19 protein-coding genes and 1 pseudogene are annotated in these 21,492 nt (G+C 38.1%); 10 read left to right on the top strand and 10 right to left on the bottom strand.

The window, feature by feature from the left end; all coding sequences use genetic code 11:
• Nucleotides 1-7: 7 nt before the first annotated feature.
• Both B5440_RS03245 and B5440_RS03240 read right to left on the bottom strand, forming a co-directional pair.
• The gene (locus B5440_RS03245) at nt 8-1,573 is read right to left on the bottom strand and encodes a BamH family beta-barrel-assembly machinery protein (protein WP_070054554.1); all 1,566 of its coding nucleotides are present in this window, start codon (nt 1,571-1,573) and stop codon (nt 8-10) included.
• A 13-nt stretch (nt 1,574-1,586) separates the two neighbouring features.
• Nucleotides 1,587-2,399 carry a glycogen/starch synthase gene (locus B5440_RS03240; protein WP_070054553.1) on the bottom strand — a complete coding sequence of 271 codons (813 nt, stop codon included), beginning with the start codon at nt 2,397-2,399 and terminating at the stop codon, nt 1,587-1,589.
• 110 nt (nt 2,400-2,509) lie between these two features.
• Here B5440_RS03240 and panC point away from each other — a divergent pair, with 110 nt between their 5' ends.
• The 8 genes and pseudogenes from panC (at nt 2,510) to B5440_RS03200 (ending at nt 9,059) form a co-directional block, all read left to right on the top strand.
• The gene (gene panC / locus B5440_RS03235) at nt 2,510-3,367 is read left to right on the top strand and encodes a pantoate--beta-alanine ligase (RefSeq protein ID WP_070054552.1); all 858 of its coding nucleotides are present in this window, start codon (nt 2,510-2,512) and stop codon (nt 3,365-3,367) included.
• 3 nt (nt 3,368-3,370) lie between these two features.
• Nucleotides 3,371-3,721: an aspartate 1-decarboxylase gene (gene panD, locus B5440_RS03230; protein WP_057482799.1), complete on the top strand. Its 351-nt coding sequence runs from the start codon at nt 3,371-3,373 to the stop codon at nt 3,719-3,721.
• 4 nt (nt 3,722-3,725) lie between these two features.
• A complete protein-coding gene (locus B5440_RS03225) occupies nt 3,726-4,691 on the top strand; it encodes a lysylphosphatidylglycerol synthase transmembrane domain-containing protein (RefSeq protein WP_070054551.1) in 966 nt (321 codons plus the stop codon).
• Between the two features lie 37 nt (nt 4,692-4,728).
• Nucleotides 4,729-5,877: an alpha/beta hydrolase gene (locus B5440_RS03220; RefSeq protein WP_070054605.1), complete on the top strand. Its 1,149-nt coding sequence runs from the start codon at nt 4,729-4,731 to the stop codon at nt 5,875-5,877.
• A gap of 19 nt (nt 5,878-5,896) precedes the next feature.
• A complete protein-coding gene (radA, locus tag B5440_RS03215) occupies nt 5,897-7,261 on the top strand; it encodes a DNA repair protein RadA (protein WP_070054550.1) in 1,365 nt (454 codons plus the stop codon).
• 62 nt (nt 7,262-7,323) lie between these two features.
• A complete protein-coding gene (locus B5440_RS03210) occupies nt 7,324-7,569 on the top strand; it encodes a hypothetical protein (RefSeq protein ID WP_070054549.1) in 246 nt (81 codons plus the stop codon).
• Nucleotides 7,570-7,663: 94 nt separating this feature from the next.
• Nucleotides 7,664-7,864: pseudogene (locus tag B5440_RS15880) on the top strand (type II toxin-antitoxin system RelE/ParE family toxin); the annotation flags it as partial.
• 61 nt (nt 7,865-7,925) lie between these two features.
• Nucleotides 7,926-9,059 carry a M23 family metallopeptidase gene (locus tag B5440_RS03200; protein WP_070054548.1) on the top strand — a complete coding sequence of 378 codons (1,134 nt, stop codon included), beginning with the start codon at nt 7,926-7,928 and terminating at the stop codon, nt 9,057-9,059.
• A 96-nt stretch (nt 9,060-9,155) separates the two neighbouring features.
• On the opposite strand, the gene B5440_RS03195 is transcribed toward B5440_RS03200, so the two are convergent.
• The 7 genes from B5440_RS03195 to B5440_RS03165 form a co-directional block, all read right to left on the bottom strand.
• Complete coding sequence (locus tag B5440_RS03195) at nt 9,156-10,193, bottom strand: NADP(H)-dependent aldo-keto reductase (RefSeq protein WP_070054547.1); 1,038 nt, start codon at nt 10,191-10,193, stop codon at nt 9,156-9,158.
• A 25-nt stretch (nt 10,194-10,218) separates the two neighbouring features.
• A complete protein-coding gene (locus B5440_RS03190; RefSeq protein WP_070054546.1) occupies nt 10,219-11,163 on the bottom strand; it encodes an OmpA family protein in 945 nt (314 codons plus the stop codon).
• A 16-nt stretch (nt 11,164-11,179) separates the two neighbouring features.
• A complete protein-coding gene (locus B5440_RS03185) occupies nt 11,180-11,950 on the bottom strand; it encodes an exodeoxyribonuclease III (RefSeq protein ID WP_070054545.1) in 771 nt (256 codons plus the stop codon).
• A gap of 52 nt (nt 11,951-12,002) precedes the next feature.
• Nucleotides 12,003-12,542, bottom strand: coding sequence for a DinB family protein (locus tag B5440_RS03180; RefSeq protein WP_070054544.1), 540 nt, complete (start codon nt 12,540-12,542; stop codon nt 12,003-12,005).
• 25 nt (nt 12,543-12,567) lie between these two features.
• The gene (locus B5440_RS03175; protein WP_070054543.1) at nt 12,568-15,543 is read right to left on the bottom strand and encodes a GEVED domain-containing protein; all 2,976 of its coding nucleotides are present in this window, start codon (nt 15,541-15,543) and stop codon (nt 12,568-12,570) included.
• Nucleotides 15,544-15,659: 116 nt separating this feature from the next.
• Nucleotides 15,660-17,198, bottom strand: coding sequence for a glycine--tRNA ligase (locus B5440_RS03170; RefSeq protein ID WP_070054542.1), 1,539 nt, complete (start codon nt 17,196-17,198; stop codon nt 15,660-15,662).
• A 176-nt stretch (nt 17,199-17,374) separates the two neighbouring features.
• Nucleotides 17,375-18,259, bottom strand: coding sequence for a hypothetical protein (locus tag B5440_RS03165; RefSeq protein ID WP_079711055.1), 885 nt, complete (start codon nt 18,257-18,259; stop codon nt 17,375-17,377).
• Between the two features lie 61 nt (nt 18,260-18,320).
• Here B5440_RS03165 and B5440_RS03160 point away from each other — a divergent pair, with 61 nt between their 5' ends.
• Nucleotides 18,321-19,001, top strand: a complete 681-nt coding sequence (locus tag B5440_RS03160) for a ComF family protein (RefSeq protein ID WP_070054540.1) — start codon at nt 18,321-18,323, stop codon at nt 18,999-19,001.
• A 58-nt stretch (nt 19,002-19,059) separates the two neighbouring features.
• The gene (locus B5440_RS03155) at nt 19,060-20,673 is read left to right on the top strand and encodes an Ig-like domain-containing domain (RefSeq protein WP_070054539.1); all 1,614 of its coding nucleotides are present in this window, start codon (nt 19,060-19,062) and stop codon (nt 20,671-20,673) included.
• On the opposite strand, the gene B5440_RS03150 is transcribed toward B5440_RS03155, so the two are convergent.
• Nucleotides 20,660-21,439 (bottom strand): amidohydrolase, encoded by a 780-nt coding sequence (locus B5440_RS03150; RefSeq protein ID WP_070054538.1) that lies wholly within the window; start codon nt 21,437-21,439, stop codon nt 20,660-20,662. The two genes, B5440_RS03155 and B5440_RS03150, sit on opposite strands and share 14 nt — an antisense overlap.
• Nucleotides 21,440-21,492: the final 53 nt, after the last annotated feature.

The raw sequence follows: 21,492 nt of genomic DNA, 5'->3' as shown, positions 1-21,492 counted from the left end.
GTATTATTTAATTAATCTCTGTATAATATATTCTAAGCTTTAATCGCTTTTCTTCGTCATTTGAAAGGTTTCCGTGTAAAACGGTACCTTCTGGTGTAACCACACCCATTACCGGATAAAACTCCACATCTTCAGTATTTCTAACTGCCGAGGTGCTGGTAATGTTTATGTTTTGCGTAACAGCCAAACCTAATCTTACATTTTCAGCTTCATTTTCAATGATATTAGTAACGTGTTGAGTTACATTCAGCTTATAACGAATTCCGTTTCCATCTTCATCTCTTTCTAAAGGAGCAGAGAAAGAAGAAAGCGAGGTAGCCGGATTATTCTCATTCCCATCCTGAATAAAATTCAAAGAGAAATTATAATCGGCAATAATTCTATTATTATCTAAATCGTAAAGATAAATACGTGTAGGTTCATTAATTTCACTAGCAAAATCCTGATCTACATAAAAGCTAAGATTAGCTTCATTAATAAGCCAGTTATTCTCTCTTAAAGCTTCTATTTGCTCGTCACTTTCAAAAAGCTCCACCACAGTCAAAGTACCTTCTCCTCCATTAAGGAAAAGTTTTTCTGCACCGGCATCTTCGTTAGATTCCTCTATAGCCTGTAAAACATCTCCAGGATATTCTCCCTCAAATGTATTTACGATAGTACTTCCAAAATTCAGTTTATAATTTCTGGTATCTCTTTCTGTTTCAGTGCCACCATCATCTGTAGTTGTTTCAACCTCGCTGGTATAAAAAAGCTCTATCCCGGCATCTGAATCCTGAAGATTAAAGAAAATCATTGTACCATCCTCGGCTGTTGATTCAGCTTTAATGAACATTCCGCGTAAATAATTTTTGAAATTGTTATTATTACTAAGTACGCTAGAACCTTCCTTCGCTATAATTTTCTCCTGAAAATAATCTACCGGAAGTTTAACTCTTAAAGCAGGCCCCGAAGTAATAGTGTCCTGTTCGCCTTCTGCATTCTCTTCATAAGAAACAATAGCTCTTGGCGAGGGTATAAAATTATCATTTTCGTAAATCACATCCCCAATAAGGTTTTGCTCAAATAGGTCTTGTTGATCTGAATAATAACGCTGTCTATCCTGAAAATCTGCTTCAGGATCCAGATCATTTAGGTAATAATTAGATTCCTGTACAGAGATTTTAATCGGTGTATTTCCATAAACCGAATCTAAAACGTACTCTATATTTCCGTCTGTATCTAAATCTCCTTCTGTACTAAAGTAAGGAATGGTTAAAACCACGCTATCAAGCTCTGGCTCTACTCCAAAAGTAGGATTATTAGTAGGCAAAGAAACCTGGCTAAGTATGCTTGCCGTAGTTTGCCCGTAAATTGGGTGATTAAAAACACCCAGTAAATGGTTACCCAGATTATTCGTTTGTACTGAATTGATCTTTTTACTGTAAGCAGTCACCTCAACCTCCTCTAATTCAAGATTACTTGGGTTTTCAATAATTTCACCGCCAACGGTACTATACTCATCATCACATGCCACAAAAGCAAAAACAACAACAAGTAGAGTTGCTGTTTTATACATCATTCTCATTAAATTCATTCGATAAAAATTTCTATTCAGATAAAACTTCGTTAGTGTAAAAATCCTGATAAGCCTGGCTAAACTCTTCCCTGTTTTTATAAGGAAGTAGTGGCTTATTAAGCTTACTCAGGTATTTAGATAGATCTTCAGGAATATTCTCACCCGCGGTGATTATAGCATCTGAATGATCTGCTGCAAGCTTCATTAAATTAACAAAGTTTGGGGTTTTTAGATGTTTTATATCTTCTTTTTCCATCCCGTCATACAATACCTTTTCCTGCATATCTTCATCTAACGTTCCTTCGAAGTCTTGATTGTATACAGAGGTAACAATTTTCGCGCCACTAAATAACGGCTCGTTACCATAGTACCTTCTAAGGTATAGCGGAAGTAAGGATGCCAACCAGCCGTGAACGTGAATAATATCGGGTGACCAGTTTAATTTCTTAACGGTTTCTATTACTCCTTTTGCAAAAAAGATAGCCCGCTCGTCATTATCTTCAAACAAGTTACCTTCTTCATCGGTAAGCGTAGCTTTTCTTTTAAAATAATCTTCGTTATCTATAAAGTAAACCTGCATTCTTTCCTTCGGAATAGAAGCCACTTTTATAATTAATGGCATGTCCAGGTCATTGATCACCAAATTCATCCCTGAAAGCCGTATCACTTCGTGAAGTTGATGGCGACGTTCGTTGATATTACCAAACCGGGGCATAAAAATTCTAATTTGCCCTCCAATATTGTTTACCATTTTTGCGGCTTCAAAAGACGTGGATGATATTTCGGTTTCGGGTAGGTAAGGAATAACTTCAGATGATACGTATAATATCCTCTTATCTTTCATAAATTGATGGCTTTAATTGCGATTGCGAACAAAAAACACGCAAAATTACAAAAATTTATGCAGATTGCTAGTAATATATTAAGTTTGCACGCTGTTAATTTTATAATAAAATGCAGGTTTTCAAAGAAAAAACCCCTTTACAGGCGGCGATTAAAGCCGCAAAATCTAAAGCTGAAACCATTGGTCTGGTCCCAACTATGGGCGCCTTACATCAGGGTCATTTATCATTGGTGAAACAGGCTTTGGAAGTCTGTGACCAGGTGATTATCAGCATTTTTGTCAATCCCACTCAATTTGACAACCCTAACGATCTGGAGAAATATCCGCGTACTTTACCAGAAGACATTAAACTCCTGGAAGAGGCCAGTTCAAACCTATGGGTTTTTGCTCCTACCGCCAACGAGTTATATGGTGATAATATAAGTTCTGAGCAGTTTAATTTTGACGGTTTAGAGCAAGTGATGGAAGGAAAGCACCGAAAAGGACATTTTGACGGGGTTGGAACCATAGTAAAAAGATTGTTCGAAATAATTACTCCTCACAAAGCTTTTTTTGGTGAGAAGGATTTCCAGCAATTACAAATTGTAAGAAAATTAACCGAAAAAACAGGGCTTCCGGTGGAAATAATAGGTTGTCCCATTTTGCGAGAAGACAATGGTTTAGCAAGAAGTTCGAGGAATGAAAGATTGAATATAAATGAACGGGAAAAAGCTTCTTTCATTTATCAAACCCTGCTTAAGGTCAAAGAATTATTTGGCACAAAAAGTGCAGAATATATCCACAACTGGGTAAAAGAGCAATTCACAAACCATCCTGTTTTAAAACTAGAATATTTTGAGATTGCTGACACCCGAACATTAGAAAAAATTAACCGAAAAAGAAAAGGCAATACCTACCGTGCTTTTATCGCAGCCTATGTTGACGATATTAGGCTTATAGACAACATTGCCCTAAATAACGAGGAATAAACTATGCAAGTTCACGTAGTAAAATCTAAAATACACAGAGTAAAAGTTACAGGTGCCGATCTTAATTACATTGGAAGTATTACCATAGACGAAGATCTTATGGAAGCTGCCAATATAATTGAAGGTGAAAAAGTTCAAATTGTTAACAACAACAATGGTGAGCGTTTAGAGACTTATGTAATTCCGGGACCAAGAAATACGGGTGAGATCACTTTAAACGGTGCCGCCGCCAGGAAAGTAGCTAAAGGTGATATTTTAATCCTTATCGCTTATGCTATTATGGATTTTGAAGAAGCTAAAGCTTTTAAACCTTCCCTGGTTTTCCCTAACGAAGAAACCAATCTTTTGAGCTAGTTAATTGAACAAGAGAATAGTCAAAATACTTAAAATTATACTCCCATTATTATTGGGAGTTTTTTTAGTTTGGTATTCTCTAACCAGTGCTACTCCAGAAGAACGGGAAGAATTATGGCTCAACATTTTAAATGCCAACCCGTGGTTTCTATTACTTTCTATGATATTTGGTGGGCTTTCCCACCTTTCCCGTGCTTACCGGTGGAAGTTTATGCTAGAACCTATGGGCTACAAACCCAGGTTACCCAATAGTTTTATGGCAGTAATGGCCGGCTACCTGGCAAATTTTGGGATTCCACGATCTGGAGAGGTTTTGCGCGCAGCCAGTCTTTCTTCCTATGAGAAGATTCCTTTTGAAAAAGCTTTTGGAACCATTATTTCTGAAAGAATTGCCGATGTAGTGGTTATGCTAAGTATCACCGCATTTACTTTATTGCTGCAAACCGAATATCTACTGGCTTTTTTCAACACCCATGATATTAATCCTTTAACCAGCTTTGGGATACTTTTGGCATTATTATTAGTTGGCATTCTGGTGCTTCAGTTTATTAAAAGATCCCAGCTTTCCTTTTTGGTTAGGATTAAAAAAATGGCACGCGGACTTTTAGAAGGAATGCGCAGTATATTCAGAATGAAACAAAAATGGGCTTTTATCTTCCATACTTTGTTTATCTGGTTAATGTACATTTTGATGTTCTATGTGATTATTTTTGCAGTACCTGGAATGGAAAACACTGAATTTTCTGTGATTATGGCTGCATTTGTAGTTGGTTCTTTTGCCATTTCGGCCACAAATGGCGGAATTGGCGTTTATCCCGTGGCAATTGGCGCTATTCTGGTTGTTTTCGGAATTTCTAAACAAACCGGCGAAGCTTTTGGCTGGATTACCTGGGGCACTCAAACCCTACTGGTGCTGCTTCTGGGCGGACTTTCCTTCATATTTCTACCTATTTTCAACCGTCAGAAATAATATATATATTGTGTTGGTTAAACAAAACCCAACACCTATGATTAAAAAATTACTAATTTTTGTGCTGCTAGTGGCGCCGCTACTAAGTTCAGCACAAACTCTTTATGAAACGATCTCTTCCGAAAAACTCGGCGAAACAAGAGAAATCAAGATTCAATTACCACGAAATTACGAGGAAAACACCGAAAAGACTTACCCGGTTATTCTCGTACTCGATGGAGATTATCTTTTTGAGCCCATGGCCGGCAACGTAGATTACTATTCTTACTGGGAAGATGCCCCCGAAATGATTGTGGTAGGCGTCAATCAAAGCAAATCTCGTATGGATGATGCTTACTATGAAGAACGCAATTTCCTGCCGGCAGATAAAGGCGCGGCCTTTTTTGAATTCCTGGGAATGGAACTCTTGCAGCATCTGGATAATAAATACAGAACTGCAGATTTTAGAGTAATTGCAGGGCATGATTATACGGCAAATTTCATTAATTATTATCTCTTAAAATCAGATCCAATCTTTGATGGTTACATCAACTTAAGTCCAGATCTGGCGCCACCAATGGCCGATCGCATCAGCAATGCACTTAGAAAGGCTGAAACTAAAAAATGGCTTTACCTGGCTACCGGTACAGATGATATTCCGCAGTTAAAAAAGGGAATTGAAGATTTAAACTCTCAGCTTGCTGCGGTAGAAAACGAGCTTGTAACCTACGAGTTCGATAATTTTGAAAACGCTACTCATTATTCCCTGGTTGGAAAAGCAATTCCGGCTGCTTTGGAAAGCATGTTCAGCGTTTACAGGCCAATAAGCAAGAAAGATTACAATGAGCTTTTATTGCAAACCTCTGTTTCTTCAGTCGATTTTTTAACCGATAAATATGAAAGCATAAACGAGCTTTTTGGGATTCAGAAAAAAATAAGAATAAGTGATTTTTTGGCCGTTCATAATGCGATTGAAAAAACAAGACGCTGGGACGATTATAAAGGATTAAGCGATTTAGCTTATGATAATTACCCGGGCACTATGCTGGGCACTTATTTTGAGGCCCGCTACGAAGAGGAAACCGGCAATCCTAAAAAAGCAATGCGTACCTACCAAAATGCCTACGGACAGGAAAAAATCGCATTTTTAGATACCGATTTTATGCTAGCTAAAGCCGATGCAATTAAAAAAGATTTCGGTTATTAGCTGGAAAATTTAAAGCTAAATGGCCAAGGTTAAATCAACGTTTTATTGCCAGAATTGTGGGAGTCAATATTCTAAATGGCAGGGCAAATGCAGCTCTTGCGGCGAATGGAATACCATTGCCGAAGAAATTGTAGAAAAACCTGACAAAAAAGACTGGAAATCTCCTAGCGAAAGGGAAGCAAAACGAACTGCCAAACCTTTAAAAATAGCCGAAATTGAAAACAGCCCCCAAAACCGATGGAATACCGGCAATAATGAGCTGGACCGGGTTTTAGGCGGCGGACTTGTACCTGGATCGCTCACCCTACTGGGCGGTGAACCGGGCATAGGAAAAAGTACACTTCTCCTTCAAATTTCACTTCAATTAAACTACAAAGTTTTATACGTTTCGGGCGAAGAAAGTCAGCAGCAAATAAAAATGCGCGCAGAACGCATCAACCCTGTTGCTGCCAATTGCTATATTCTTACCGAAACCAAAACCCAAAATATCTTCAGGCAAATTGAAGCTATTGAGCCCGAAGTAATTATTATAGACTCAATTCAAACCCTGCACAGCGATTATATTGAAAGTGCGCCGGGTAGTATTTCCCAAATTAGAGAGTGCACTGCAGAACTTATAAAATTCGCAAAAGAAACTAATACTCCGGTTATTTTAATTGGCCATATTACCAAAGAAGGAAGCATTGCCGGCCCAAAAGTGCTGGAGCATATGGTTGATACCGTTTTGCAGTTTGAAGGCGATAGAAACCACGTATATCGAATTCTAAGAGCTCATAAAAACCGTTTTGGTTCTACCCACGAACTGGGAATTTATGAAATGCAAGGCAGCGGCTTACGGGAAGTAAGCAATCCTTCTGAAATTTTGATTTCAAAAAATGACGAAGACCTTAGCGGAACAGCAATTTCAGCCACCCTGGAAGGGATGCGACCGCTTATGATAGAAATACAGGCCCTGGTTAGCACGGCAGTTTATGGAACGCCGCAACGTTCCGCCACCGGTTATAATGTAAAAAGACTGAATATGCTACTGGCGGTTTTAGAAAAACGAGCCGGTTTTAGATTGGGCGCCAAAGATGTTTTCCTAAATATTACGGGTGGAATTAGTGTAGACGATCCCGCGATAGACCTTGCGGTAATCGCCGCCATTCTATCTTCCAATGAAGATATCTCTATTCCAAAAGATATTTGTTTTGCTGCAGAAGTTGGACTTGCAGGTGAAATTAGACCGGTTACCCGCGTGGAACAGCGCATTATTGAGGCCGAAAAACTTGGTTTTGCTTCAATCCTGGTTTCCAAACAAAGCAAAATCCCAAAAAACAACTTCAATATTAACGTAGTAAAAGTGGCGAAAATTGAAGATGTAGTAAGCCATTTGTTTGGGTAAATTACCCTCTCTTCTTTAATTCAAGAAAATATCGTAATTTAATTTGACTTAAAATTTTCGTTATGAAAAATGATAAATTGAAGGAAAAGATAATAGCTTATATTGATAATGCCGATAAAGACTTATTGAATAGGCTTAGTGAAGTAATTGAAAATTATAAGGAAAAAGAGACTGTTGCCTACACCATAGATGGTCAGTCTTTATCTAGAAAAGAGTATTTAGAGCAATTGAAGGCAGCTGAAAACGAAATCAAAAAAGGTGATTTTATAAGTCAAAAAAACTTAGAGAAAGAAGTCAACACCTGGTAATGCCTAAATTCAAAATAATTTGGTCTTCAAATGCAAAATTAGAACTTCAAAAAATACACGATTATTTTAAGTTCGAGAAAAAGACCCCGAAGGAGCAAAATCAATAGTTCAGGACATTCTTAAAGCAACTAGAGAGATTACTTTTCCTGAACAATACCAAATTGAAGAAAACAATCCAAAATATCGTAGGATTGTAATTCGTAATTATAAAATAATTTACAAAGAAGAGAATAACAATATCTTAATCTTAAGAATTTTTGATAGCCGCCAAAGTCCTGAAAAGTTAAATGATTAAGAAACTTTCACCCCTAAATCTGGCATAATTACTGCTTTACATTGCACGGAAACGCAAGACTATGAAGCAGATTAAAATATTAAGCTTATTCTTAATTTTAATAATTTCGGGATGTTCGCAAGTAAATAAAGCCTCCGATTTTATTACCAATCCCACCGCAAAAGAAAAATATAAGCGCGATTTTAAAGTTTCAGATGAATTGTTCTCCATCTGGGAAAATTCGGCAGAAACAGCTTTTCGTGATAGTGTAAGTGTAAACCTTCCCTATGCTGAAACCGGTAAATTCTTTCCTAAAAGTTTTTCAGTGTATTCTTACGAAATTGAGCTCCAACCGGGTGAAATTCTTAATTTAGAAGTCGAAACCGATTCTACAAAACAATTGGTTTTTATAGAACTTTTTGAGAAAATCAACGATTCTACAAACGTATTTGAAAAAGTCAAATCTTCAGATTTTCAGAAGAAAAGTTTAAGCTTTGAAGCCGACAAAAAAGCTACCTATAAATTAGTTATCCAACCCGAAATAGAAGCCAGTACACCATTTGCATTTAAAATGGAGAAAAGTCCTGCTTATTTATTTCCAGTAGCTTCTGGAGTCAACACTAATGTACAAAGCTATTGGGGAGACAATCGCGATGGTGGCGCAAGAAGCCACGAAGGCATCGATATTTTTGCAAAAAGAGGAACACCTGTGGTAGCGGCTACAAACGGCAGTATCGGCTATACTGGCGAAAAAGGCCTTGGCGGTAAACAGGTTTGGCTACGAGATCGCAAACGCAATCAGTCGCTTTATTATGCGCATTTAGATAGTATTGCAAATATTACCGGAAGTGTAAAAAGAGGAGATACTTTGGGTTTTGTGGGGAATACAGGAAATGCCAGGACTACGCCCCCTCACCTGCATTTTGGTATTTACAAAAGTTACCGTGGCGCGATTAACCCTTTGCATTTTGTTTACCAAACCAATTTACTGGAAACCGAACCTGAGAAATTAGATAGTATTCCACACAAATTGATCGTACAGAGTAGCAAAGCCAATCTTAGAAATAAGCCAACAACTTCTAATTCGACAATTTTAAGCACATCCGAAACACAGGACACCCTTCAATTTCTAGGAAAAACCAACGAATGGTTTCACGTTAGAACTTCAGGGAATAAAGCTTCTTTTATTCACCAGAGTCTGGTTACACCAATATAAATTACGTCATCCTGAACTTGTTTCAGGATCTAAGTTGTTGATACAGAAACATTCTATAAGCTTAACACAAGTTTAAGCTTGACCCTTTTAATACGCCTAAGGCGCAGGGTTTGGATAGGTTTCGTGAACTTTATTGATCTCTTCCAGAACTTCTTTAGAAAGATCTACATCTATACTTCCAATATTTTCCTCTAATTGTTTGATAGACGTTGCGCCAATAATATTACTGGTCACAAAGGGTCGTGTATTCACAAAAGCCAGAGACATTTGTGCGAAATTCAAGTTGTGCTTTTTAGCGATCTCGCTATAAGCACGCGTAGCTTTTACCGCTACATCACCGGAATATCTCTTATACTGTGAAAATAATCCCAGTCTTGAATTTGGCTCAATTCCATCTAAATGTTTTCCGCTTAAAGTTCCCATTCCCAGGGGAGAATATGGAAATAAGCCTACATTTTCACGATGAAGCACTTCTGTAAGTCCAACTTCGTCTTTTCTATTCAGTAAATTATATGGATTTTGTACCGTGATCATTTTTGGAAGGTCGTGCTTTCTACTTTCTTCCAGAAAACGCATTACTCCGTATGGCGTTTCATTAGATAAGCCCACCTGCCGAATTTTTCCTTCTTTTATAAAGCCGCTTAAAGTCTCCAATACTTCCTGGAAATTTTCTTTCCAGGCGTCACTCTCATCATGTTCGTAACCTAATTTCCCAAAGAAATTGGTATTTCGCTCCGGCCAGTGAAGTTGATAAAGATCTATATAATCTGTTTGTAATCTTTTTAAACTTTTGTGTAAAGCATCGGTTACTGCTTCCTTAGAAAAACCAAGGTTCTCCCTAATATGATCCATGGCATTTCCCGGGCCTACAACTTTTGAAGCCAACACTACATCTTCCCTTTTTCCCGTTTTTTTAAACCAGGAACCAATAATTTCTTCAGTACTTCCCTGGGTTTCTGCTTTTCCAGGTATGGAATACATTTCTGCAGTATCCAGGAAATTTACGCCTTTATCCAAAGCAAAATCTATTTGTTCATGCCCTTCGGCTTCGGTGTTTTGTTCACCGTAGGTCATGGTGCCAAGGCATATTTTACTAACTTTTATATCGGTATTTGGGAGCGTGGTATATTTCATTAATTTTTCTTCAGCAATTATTATTTTATTCGTTCAGCAATTTAGTTACCTCATCTAACTTTGGTGTTAAAATCACCTCAATTCTTCTATTTTTTGCCCTTCCTTCAGCAGTTTCATTGGTTGCGATAGGCGCATATTCTCCACGCCCGGCTGCAGTTAGATTCTGCGGATCTATATTATTGTTTTCCTTTAAAATTTGAACAATAGAAGTCGCTCTTTTCGTTGAAAGATCCCAGTTATCGTTTAAAGGGCCGCTACCGCCGTAAGGAACATTATCTGTGTGACCTTCAATTAAAACCGCGATATCCGGATTTTCTGCCAACACCTGCCCTAACTGTTTTACGGCCTGTCTACCTTCAGCATTTACCGCCCAGCTACCGGAACTAAACAATAATTTATTTTCCATGGAAACATAAACTTTACCATCACGTTGCTCTACGGTTAAGCCTTTGCCTTCAAAATTGGTAAGCGCTTTAGAAATAGCCTCTTTTAGCGCATTCATTTTAGCATCTTTGGCGGCGATTAATTCCTCCAGCTCATTTACTCTTCTGGAACGTGCGTCTAAATCGCGCTGTAACTTATCTAACCTGGTTTGTTCTTTTACCAGCGCCTGCTCCTTTTCTTCTAATTCAGCTAGGAGTTGGCGGTTTTGCCGGGAATTTTCTGAAATTGCTGCAGAGCTGTTTTCTTCCAGGGCATCGTAAGAATCTTTAAGGGTAGCGTAATTTTTCCTGGAGCTTTCTAGTTCATCTTTTAAACGATCTCTTTCAGTCGTGGCATCAGCATAATCTTTTTTTAATGCTGAATATTCTTCATCCAGATCTCGATATTTTTCAAGCTCAGATTGTGTATTTCGGTTCTCGCGTTTTAAATCGGCGTGTCTGCCTTCAAGTTCCTGGTATTTTTTTGAAGAAACACAAGAGGTAAACATAAACACTCCTAAAAGGGCTAAAAGACTTAATTTTTTCATAAGTATATTCTTTTCTTTAATATTCTGATTCCAATTCTACCAAAACAGGACAATGATCGCTGTGTTTGGCCTCTGGTAATATAACGGCGCGTTTTAATTTTTCTTGCAAAGGTTGAGCTACCAGAGTATAATCTATACGCCAGCCCTTGTTATTGGCCCTTGCATTAGCACGATAACTCCACCACGAATAATTATCACCTTCTTCATTAAAATGCCTGAAGGAATCTATAAAGCCACTTTTCATAAAATCATCTATCCACTTCCGTTCTTCCGGCAGAAATCCCGAAACATTTTTAAGTCGAACGGGATCATGAATATCAATGGCTTCGTGACAAATATTATAATCTCCACAAATAACTAGATTTGGGAAATCCTGTTTTATTTCGTCTATATATTGGTGAAAATCGTCCATAAACTTGAATTTATGTTCCAACCGGGCAATATTAGTCCCCGATGGTAAATACAAACTTATGATAGAAAATCCTTCAAAATCGGCACGTATCGTTCTACCTTCTTGATCCATATAATCTATCCCGGTACCATATTCTATATGCAAGGGTTTATGCTTGCTTAAGATAGCAACCCCACTGTAACCTTTCTTTTGTGCAGGATACCAGTAATGATATGGATAACCTGAATCTTTAAAATCGTCCAAGTTTAATTGTTCTGGCTGCGCTTTTATTTCCTGGAGACAAACCACATCTGGATCTGCCTGTTGCACCCAATCTAAAAAGCCTTTTCTAATGGCAGCTCTAATTCCGTTTACGTTATAGGAAATGATTTTCATGAAAGTCAATTTTCCTCAAAAATAAGGCTAAATGCAAGATTTACAAGTTGGATTATTGAATTTCCAGCAGTCTTTTGGCTTGTTGAAAATGCCGCTCTTCATGTGCAAGAATAATCTTAAAGGCAGCATCGAGCTTATACACAATTTTAGGGTTTGCAGGCGAAGAGATTACCGCGTTCTTCTCCAAAAGATCTTCAGATTCCAAAATCTTTTGTTTTAATTTCTCCTGGTGCTCGGTAAATCTAACCAGAATATCTTCTGAAGCTCTGTTTTCTGAAGGTTTCCAGATTGAAAATGTTTTTGTCTTCTTAGTGGTTTCAGGCTGAACCGATTTTAAAATAGCTCTTCCGAAGAAATTCACCAAAAACCCGAATTTAGCGGTAAATGCCCGTTTATGATTTTTATGCCGAAGCCTATCTATCATTGGAAAGTAAGACTGATTTATCAAAATAAGATGCTCTAAGTTTTGTGCTATACTCCAGGTCTCAGTATTAGGTTTCCGGTGAATTTCACGCTCGTTTAGACTCCCAAAAGTTTTTGTAAACTTCAGGGTAAGTTCATCTAACCGGTGTAAAAATTCTTCCGTATACATTTCAAAACTATAAATGCGATAACTATTATTCTACAATAAAGCGCTTTACTTTCCCAACTTCCCGGGTTCCCATTCTCACCAGGTAAACTCCCCTGGCGGCGTAAGACATATCTAATTCGTAAACATAGCCGCTACCCGAATTCTCTACCTGATTTTCCAACATTTTTTGTCCTAAAATATTGTGAACCGTAATTCTTAAGGTCTCTTGATAATCGGTTTCCATCACAATTCTAAACTGTTTATTTTCTTCGGAAACCACTATAAGTTCAGCTTCATTTAAAATGAAATCTTCAATATCTAAGGTAGAATCGGTGATATTCACCGAATAATCGTGGGTTGTCCCATAATCCATTACCTCACACGGATTATTTAGATCACCATCAAAATCTACGTCTCCCGCCCTAATTCTTAATAAATGCTGGCCTAAAGACGCATCGCCCGGAATGCTGAAGTTTGTAGAATGCCATTCTCCCGCAGTAGGAATAATTTCTGAAGTGATTAAACGTTCATCATCCCCAAATACGGCATCATCATTTAAATCTATCCACATAGAAAACCGTTCGGCGTCGGTATCGGTTAAGTCTCCAAATAAAGATTGCACAGATACGGTAAACTCACTCTGCGAGCGATCTAAATTAGCCGAAAGTCCAATAAAATCAGCGTAACCATTTCCGCAGGGAATACGCTCGTTAAGTACATTTTCCAGTTCGAAGAAGAAGATCCCATCCCCAAAACTACAATCAGATCCATCAGGAATACAATCTAAATTTGCAACCGATCTTACCGTAGTATCGTTATTGGGTTCAAAATCGTTCTCCAGCCTGGTACCACCGGTAATTCTGTAAGTTCCAGAAGGTGAAATATCTGAGGTTTCATTAAAAGTATAGACCTCCAAACCGCCAACGGGCAAGGTGCCGTTAAAGACTTCCCTTACCGGAGTGTTATTTCCTATTTGATAAAATACAGGGATATCCTGTTGTGGCTCGCCACCAAAGTTTTCTATACTTACAGTTATTTCTTCTGAAGAACTAAAATTCTCCCCGGTTCGTGGCGCATCAATAGAAGTGACTCCAACATCATTAGGCGGTAAATTTCTAACAGAAGTAACCAGCGTATCGTTTTCCTCATTTTCATCAGCTTCTAAATTCGTGCTAAAAATGAATTCATAGGTTCGCCCAACCTCCGAAAGATCGGCGTTTTCAGAGAAGGTAAATTCAGCCGAACTTGTTGCCGCAATGCTTTCTTCAAAAGTTTCGGTTACTTCTGGCCCACCATCTATGCTATAACTTACTTCAAAATTAGATTGAGCATTCCGCCCATAATTTCTTATTATAATCGTAACTTCTTCATTTGCACCCAAACTGGAATCTTCCGGACTAATCAAAGAAACAACGCCAAGATCATTATCAAAATCTGGAGCGATCTTAAAAACACCCACGTGATTTTTTCTTTCCTGACCAACAAAATATTCACCATTATGCCAAAACGTAAGACCATCAGCGGCATCTACGCTTAAATGTGCATAATCACCATACCTGGAATTAGGATTAGGACTTTCACCTTCAATAATGCTTTGCTCTTCTATAGTCATTATTCCGGGTTCATCATTTCTATATCTCCCAGTATAACGCAAAGAGGGAAAAACAGGATTTTGCGGATTATCGTTTAAAACGGTGTAACCAAGAGCAATATTTCCTTCTCTATCCAAACCAATACTTCCGCTAAATCTATCGCTATTATCGGGCGCATAAGTTCCTTCCTGGAAAACACTCCAGGGGCCACCATCGTTTTGCTGCCTAAGTTCATACCAACGTATTCCTGCATGTTCCGCTGCGCTGGGGTCTACATCTACCACGAAGTTCATTACTACGGCATTATAATTTGGAAATCTCCTATAGGTGGTCATATACATCATCGTGGCTTGTAACACATCAATTTCAGGAGTATCGTCACCGGGCTGAGAGAGGTTTGAAAAGGAGCCTCCATCAAAAGTGGCAAGAAAAGGAGAAACACCATCGGCGGATCCTAATTCCTGTGATTCGGAAATCGTAGAATTTGAGGGGTTATTCCAGTCTACATTAATTAGCCAAAGCTTTAAATGATCTTCATTAACCCCTGCCCAGGAATCGTCTTGAAGATAAACTATGGGAGAATTCCCTCTTGGTGGCAATTCCTGTCCAATTCCCGAAAAGCCTGCAGGGCTGTAAAAACCGTTTGTTTCTATTCCGGGTAAAGGGAAAGACATAATTTGGGCAGTTTCCCCTATAAGCATTTGGTCTCTTTCTAGAGCATAAACCACCTGACTCGTTGCGGCTGTTCTGGAATTTTTATTGGTGGTAATATAATAGCCATCTCCCCAAACCGAAATTTTAGGATAATCTGGCAACACACCGTTGGTGGTAAAACGATAGGTATACCAACCATCGTTAATAGGGTCCGGACCCTGCGATACTGCGATCAAAAAACTTTCAGGAGTATCGCTAAATTGTGAAATTATAAACCTATCGGCGAATTCATCGTAAAGAATAATGGGATCGCCAAGGGTTTCATTTGTAAATTCGCCGCCAATACTTGCCAAAGAAGCAGGTTGCATAATTTGATTCCCCGATTTATCAAAAATTGAAAAAGCCGAATTCCAACCGTTTACGTAATGGTTAGGCCCGGCAGCTCCCGTTGGATCTGTAGGTGTAGCTTGTGTAGAAACCGCTTCAAAAGTAAAATTAGGAGCTTTCACCGGGATTTCCCCCATTTTTTGCTGAAGAGCCTCTGTTTTGGTCTTTGGTAAACCTTTACCGGGTACAATTTTATTAATTCCGCGATTTCTGGGATTATATATTTTAAATTCTTTTTCCGGCGGAATTAGTTTTCTTTTAGACATTGCAGAAGAAGGAACCGCGCTGGCAGAATCTATATAGACAGGACTGGCAGTCTCCCGCTCCTGACCAATAACTACAGCATGAAAACCAAAAAATAAAACTAATAGGATTGTAATTTTTCTCATTTTGAAATGACTTCTTCTTTTACTTTCTAAAAATAATGATTCTATGCTTATCAAAAACAAAAGGAGCGATTAACTTGGTTAATCGCTCCTTTTCTATAATAAAAATTACTTTTTATCTATTTTTTCATCCAGGTTTTAAAATCTACTTCCTGCTGGATAATCTCTTTAAGCTCTGTAATTGCAACTCGTTTTTGTTCCATGGAATCCCTAAAACGCACGGTCACTTTTTTATCTTCAAGTGAATCGTGATCTACGGTAATACAAAGCGGAGTTCCCGCAGCATCCTGGCGACGATACCTACGGCCAATCGCATCTTTTTCGTCGTACTGAACTCTAAAATCCCATTTTAATTCTTCTATAATTTCATGGGCAAGCTCTGGCAAACCATCTTTTTTAACTAACGGAAGAACCGCAACTTTAGTTGGCGCAAGAACAGCCGGTAGTTTTAGAACTGTTCTACTAGTGCCGCCTTCCAGCTCCTCCTCTTTTAATGAAGCTGAAAAAACCGCCAAAAACATTCTATCTAAACCAATAGAAGTTTCAATTACATAAGGCACATAATTTTCTTTCATTTCAGGATCATAGAAACGCAATTTCTTCCCTGAATGTTCTTCGTGCGCTTTTAAATCGAAATCTGTTCTAGAGTGAATCCCTTCCAATTCTTTAAATCCGAATGGGAAATTAAATTCTATATCTGTAGCGGCATTAGCATAATGCGCCATTTTTTCGTGATCGTGGAAACGGTAGTTTTCTTCGCCCAAACCTAGAGATGCGTGCCAATTCTGGCGGGTTTCTTTCCAGTGCTCAAACCATTTTAATTCTTCGCCTGGACGCACAAAAAATTGCATCTCCATTTGCTCGAATTCCCGCTGGCGGAAGATAAATTGTCTCGCTACAATTTCATTTCTGAAAGCTTTTCCTATCTGTGCAATTCCAAAAGGAATTTTCATCCTTCCGGTTTTTTGCACATTCGAAAAGTTTACAAAAATTCCCTGCGCGGTTTCAGGCCTTAGATATAAATCTGTGGCAGAATCGGCAGAAGCCCCCAGTTTAGTGCCAAACATAAGGTTGAACTGTTTAACATCTGTCCAGTTCTTAGAACCGCTTTCAGGACAGGCAATTTCCAACTCTTCAATTAATGCTTTTACATCGGCTAGATCTTCATCGGTAAGTGATTTGGCAAGGCGCTCAAGAATCTCTTTTTCTTCTTTTTTATAACGAAGTACCCGTGGGTTGGTAGTAACAAATTCTTCTTCATTGAACTTATCGCCAAAACGTTTTTTCGCCTTTGCAATTTCCTTCTGCGCTTTTTGATTGATCTTTTCAGCATAATCCTCAACCAAAACATCGGCGCGATAACGCTTTTTAGAATCTTTATTATCAATTAAAGGATCATTAAACGCATCTACGTGGCCAGAAGCCTTCCAGGTGGTTGGGTGCATTAAGATTGCCGCATCTAAACCTACGATGTTCTGATGCAGTTGCACCATACTTTTCCACCAGTAATCTTTGATGTTTTTCTTTAATTCGGCCCCATTTTGCCCGTAATCATAAACAGCACTAAGTCCGTCGTATATTTCACTCGATGCAAAAATATAACCATACTCTTTAGCATGGGATATTACATTTTTAAAAAAGTCTTCTTGTTTTGCCATAGCGCAAAAATAAAAAAACCGCCCTTATAAACAGCAGGGCGGCCTTTGAATTTTAGGTTTTAATCCGGAATATTCATCAATTCCAATACTTACCTTTGTAACGACAAAGTTTCACTAAGTCGGGATTAACCGCTTTAATTGATTTTTCACTTTATTTCAAGAATAATAGTGGTTAATTATCTTAAGTTAAAAGAGGCTGTTCCCAATAAAGTTGCATTTGCATAAACATATACTTTATAGGTGCCTTCAAGTAATTTATCTTCGTTGGTATTGGCCAGTAAACAAACATCAAGTTCGTTATTCTCGTAGTATACTTTTGAAGCTGCACTGTAAACCATTGCCCCGCCTTCGTGTTCTACCACAATTTCGTCACCTACCAATTCATTTTCAGGATTATAAACCTGTACATACATATCTCTTTCGCCAGGACCGGCAAGATCGTTAGCTGTAATAGTAAAGCAAGTTCGCACCTGGTCTATCCTTCGGGTACGATCGTTTTCTACTAATTTCCCGCTATTTCTTACGATAACTCCTTCTCCTCGTAGATTAGTAATTTTTAACTGGGCTGCACGATCTACCTTATTAGAAAGATCCTGATTTGTAGTTTGTAAAGAATCAGACATACGAGTACGTTCCTCTAAAACTACATTAGTACTGTCTAAAGTTTGAGACATCATTTGGTTTTGACGGTTTAAACTATCTACCACTCTAAACAAACGGTCTTTTTCAGCTTTCAGGTTTCCAATTTCACGACGATAGCGCGAAATCAATACCAGGTTAGCTTCATTATCTTCAACCGAATCTAATAGCCGTTCAATTCTATTTCTTGCATCTACAAGGTTTTGATCCATAATTTGATTTTCCTCAATGGCTTCATCGTATTTCACGATCAAATCATTAAGCTCATCTTCTATTACCTCTTTTTCTTTGGTAAGGATCGCTTTATTTTCTTTCTCTTCGTTGTAGAATTTAATTGTATAAATACCCAGGGCCAGTAAGGCCACGGCCAAAACTCCCGTTAAGATCTTAAGCGCGGTGTTATTTTTCTTTTCAGTCATCATATAAATAAATTTTGTTTGTAAATTTAGGAGTTTATTAAGGCAAACTGCAAGGACTTAACAAATGTTTCACGATTTAGCCAACCTGTTCTATCCTAAAATATGTAATTGTTGTGACAGCCCATTATTAAAGGCTGAAGAAGTAATTTGTACTTCCTGTTTGCATCAACTCCCAACTACTAATTATCACTTTGATAACGAGAATACCACCAGGAAAGTATTCGATGCCCGCTTAAGCCTTGAAAATGCTACTTCTTTGCTTTATTTCAAAAAGAAAGGAATGGTGCAAAACCTTATTCATAATCTCAAATACAAAAAGCAGGAAGAGGTTGGAATTTTTCTGGGAAACTGGCTTGGTAAGGCGTTAGCGTCACATCAAGGTTTTAAAGGTATAGATTGCGTAATTCCGGTTCCTCTTCATCGTCAGAAACTAAAGAAAAGAGGTTTTAATCAGGTAACGGAATTTGGAAAAGAACTCGCAAAAAAATTGGACGCTGAATTTATTGAGGACGTCCTGGTAAAGAAATCAACTTCCAGAACCCAAACATTTAAAAAGCGTTTAAGTAGATGGGGTAGTATTGACGCTACATTTATGGTAGAAAATCCTGAAAAATTAGAAAACAAACATCTTTTACTGGTAGACGATCTTGTCACTACCGGCGCAACCCTGGAAGCCTGCGGAAATAAACTTCTAAAAATTAAAAACACGAAATTAAGTATTGCCACAATGGCAATTACAGATTGATACCCGCGTTAAAACCTAAAATAATTGTTTCTTTGTCTTTAGATTTCATTTTTTAATTATGCTGAAACGAATTCCCGGAATTTTAATAGTTGCTGCGCTGGTTTTGCTCTGTGTTCAATGTGCCAAAAAAGGAATGCCAGAAGGTGGTCCTGAAGATGAAGAACCGCCAAAATTTATTAGGGCAAATCCTGAAAATTACAACACGAATTTCGATGCCGATGAGATAAGGATCTTTTTCAACGAATACATAAAACTGGAAGATGCCCGGCAGCAAATAGTAATTTCCCCGCCAATAGAACCACGCCCCAGCATCATGCCAATGGGATCGGCGCGTAAAGATGTGCGCATACAAAACTTAGATTCGCTTCAGGAAAATACCACTTACACCATTAATTTTGGGAAAAGCATTGTAGATAATAACGAAGGCAATCCACTGCCCTATTTCAAGTACGTATTTTCTACCGGAGATTACCTTGATTCCTTAAAAATTTCAGGAACAATAAAAGACGCTTACCTAAAAGCTCCTTCAGAATTTATTTCGATTTTTTTATATGAAGTAGATTCTATTTTTTCAGATTCATTAGTATATAAAGAAACGCCCAGATACATCACCTATACTTTAGACAGTACCGTGAATTTTGAGCTTGAAAACCTTAAAGAAGGTACTTACCAAATACTTGCTGTTGAAGACAAAAACGATAATTATAATTTCAATCCTAAAACCGAAAAAATAGGTTTTGTAAAAAACTATATCACGCTTCCCACAGATTCCACTTACGACATTACCATTTTTAAAGAGAAATTAGAATTTGAAGCGGAACGCCCAAAATTATTAAAAGGAAATCAAATACTTTTTGGATACGAAGGCTCCAAAGGTGTAGATAGCGTGGAAATTAACCTGCTAACTCCAAAACCGGAAGGCTTCCAGTCCAGAATTGTAAAAGATCGAAAAACCGATACGCTGTATTATTGGTATAATATAAGGCCTGAAAACGACAGTCTTTCTTTTGAAGTGGTAAGTCCAAAGAGACGTGACACCTTATTTACAAAGATAGCCGAAGCTGAACGGGATTCCCTTCAAATTACTTCAGAACCCACTGGATCTATAGAGTTTGAACAAAGTTATCGCTTACGAGCAAACACCCCAATAACAGATTTTGACCAGGACTTGATTAGCATAAGGGATGGAGATTCTACTTTAGTACCTTTTAATGCTGAAATGCGCAGTCTGGAGAATGAAATCGTAATTTCTTTCGATAAAGAAGAAAGCAGTAAATACCAGGTAATGACCTTACCCGGCGCGGTAACCGATCTCTTTGGAGACACCAACGATACAATTAGAAATACACTTAACACCAAATCTTATGCAGATTATGGAAGTATTATTTTAACGCTGCAAAATGTGAATCGTTTTCCGCTGTTGGTTCAACTCACTAATGAAAAAGGTGAAGTACAGGCCGAAAAATATTCTAACGGTGATACTAATTTACATTTCAGATTTTTAAAGCCCGGAAAATATCTTATTCGGGTTATTTTTGATAATAATGAAAATCGAAAATGGGACACCGGGAATTATCTAAAGAGAATTCAGCCTGAAGAAATCCAATATTACCGGGATACCATAGATGTAAGGTCTAACTGGGATATGCCAGAGACTTTTACTTTAGAGTAAATTCATCGCGATCCTGGAGGAATTTGAAATGACTTCGGGTTTCTTCCAATTGCTTTTTATCCAGGGCAATTTCCTGCACAAAAGGCTCGTCCCTATCCAAGTCGGTTATGTTTTGGCCTAAACCGTCGTAGACTGCGGTATGCCCATTATATTCGGCTTTATTTCCATCTTTTCCGGTTCGGTTTACACCAATGCAGTAACTCATATTTTCTATAGCGCGGGCTTTTAAAAGTACATCCCAGGCAAAAACCCGTTTCTTTGGCCAATTGGCAACATAGATCAACAGATCATAATCTTCGGTATTTCTCGAAAAAACCGGGAATCTCAGGTCGTAGCAAACCAGCGGACAAATTTTCCAGCCCTTATATTCAACCACCAATCTTTCTTTTCCGGCAGTATAGGTTTTATGTTCGTTGGCCAAAGTAAAAGTGTGGCGCTTATCATAGATTTTATAAGTTCCGTCAGGAAAAACAAAGAAAAGTCGGTTGTAATAATTATTATTTTCGGTTATGATCAGGCTTCCGGTTACCGCTGCATCTTTCAGTTTTGCAATTTCACGCATCCACTGTAAACTTAAACCATCGGTCTGTTCGGCCAATCTTTCAGCATTCATGCTAAAACCAGTAGTGAACATTTCGGGGAGGATAATTAGATCGACATCTTCAGAAAGTGCTTTGATCTCCTTTGAAAAAAGACTTCTATTTTCCTGCGGATCTTCCCACTTTAAATTTGCCTGTATTATCGCGGTATTTAGTTTTTGTGCCATACCCAAAATTACCAAATTTTAAATTTCTGCTGCTAAATCCTTGTTAAACAATT

Source organism: Salegentibacter salarius, from assembly GCF_900168265.1.
Classification (GTDB): Bacteria; Bacteroidota; Bacteroidia; order Flavobacteriales; family Flavobacteriaceae; genus Salegentibacter; species Salegentibacter salarius.
The sequence above is the reverse complement of the archived record's forward strand: the minus strand, read 5'-3'. Positions and strand labels throughout refer to the sequence as shown.

Coding starts and splice junctions, on each gene's coding strand:
- B5440_RS03245 (WP_070054554.1), bottom strand. CDS start 1,573: ATGAATTTAATGAGAATGATGTATAAAACAGCAACTCTACTTGTTGTT.
- B5440_RS03240 (WP_070054553.1), bottom strand. CDS start 2,399: ATGAAAGATAAGAGGATATTATACGTATCATCTGAAGTTATTCCTTAC.
- panC (WP_070054552.1), top strand. CDS start 2,510: ATGCAGGTTTTCAAAGAAAAAACCCCTTTACAGGCGGCGATTAAAGCC.
- panD (WP_057482799.1), top strand. CDS start 3,371: ATGCAAGTTCACGTAGTAAAATCTAAAATACACAGAGTAAAAGTTACA.
- B5440_RS03220 (WP_070054605.1), top strand. CDS start 4,729: ATGATTAAAAAATTACTAATTTTTGTGCTGCTAGTGGCGCCGCTACTA.
- radA (WP_070054550.1), top strand. CDS start 5,897: ATGGCCAAGGTTAAATCAACGTTTTATTGCCAGAATTGTGGGAGTCAA.
- B5440_RS03210 (WP_070054549.1), top strand. CDS start 7,324: ATGAAAAATGATAAATTGAAGGAAAAGATAATAGCTTATATTGATAAT.
- B5440_RS03200 (WP_070054548.1), top strand. CDS start 7,926: ATGAAGCAGATTAAAATATTAAGCTTATTCTTAATTTTAATAATTTCG.
- B5440_RS03195 (WP_070054547.1), bottom strand. CDS start 10,193: ATGAAATATACCACGCTCCCAAATACCGATATAAAAGTTAGTAAAATA.
- B5440_RS03190 (WP_070054546.1), bottom strand. CDS start 11,163: ATGAAAAAATTAAGTCTTTTAGCCCTTTTAGGAGTGTTTATGTTTACC.
- B5440_RS03185 (WP_070054545.1), bottom strand. CDS start 11,950: ATGAAAATCATTTCCTATAACGTAAACGGAATTAGAGCTGCCATTAGA.
- B5440_RS03180 (WP_070054544.1), bottom strand. CDS start 12,542: ATGTATACGGAAGAATTTTTACACCGGTTAGATGAACTTACCCTGAAG.
- B5440_RS03175 (WP_070054543.1), bottom strand. CDS start 15,543: ATGAGAAAAATTACAATCCTATTAGTTTTATTTTTTGGTTTTCATGCT.
- B5440_RS03170 (WP_070054542.1), bottom strand. CDS start 17,198: ATGGCAAAACAAGAAGACTTTTTTAAAAATGTAATATCCCATGCTAAA.
- B5440_RS03165 (WP_079711055.1), bottom strand. CDS start 18,259: ATGATGACTGAAAAGAAAAATAACACCGCGCTTAAGATCTTAACGGGA.
- B5440_RS03160 (WP_070054540.1), top strand. CDS start 18,321: ATGTTTCACGATTTAGCCAACCTGTTCTATCCTAAAATATGTAATTGT.
- B5440_RS03155 (WP_070054539.1), top strand. CDS start 19,060: ATGCTGAAACGAATTCCCGGAATTTTAATAGTTGCTGCGCTGGTTTTG.
- B5440_RS03150 (WP_070054538.1), bottom strand. CDS start 21,439: ATGGCACAAAAACTAAATACCGCGATAATACAGGCAAATTTAAAGTGG.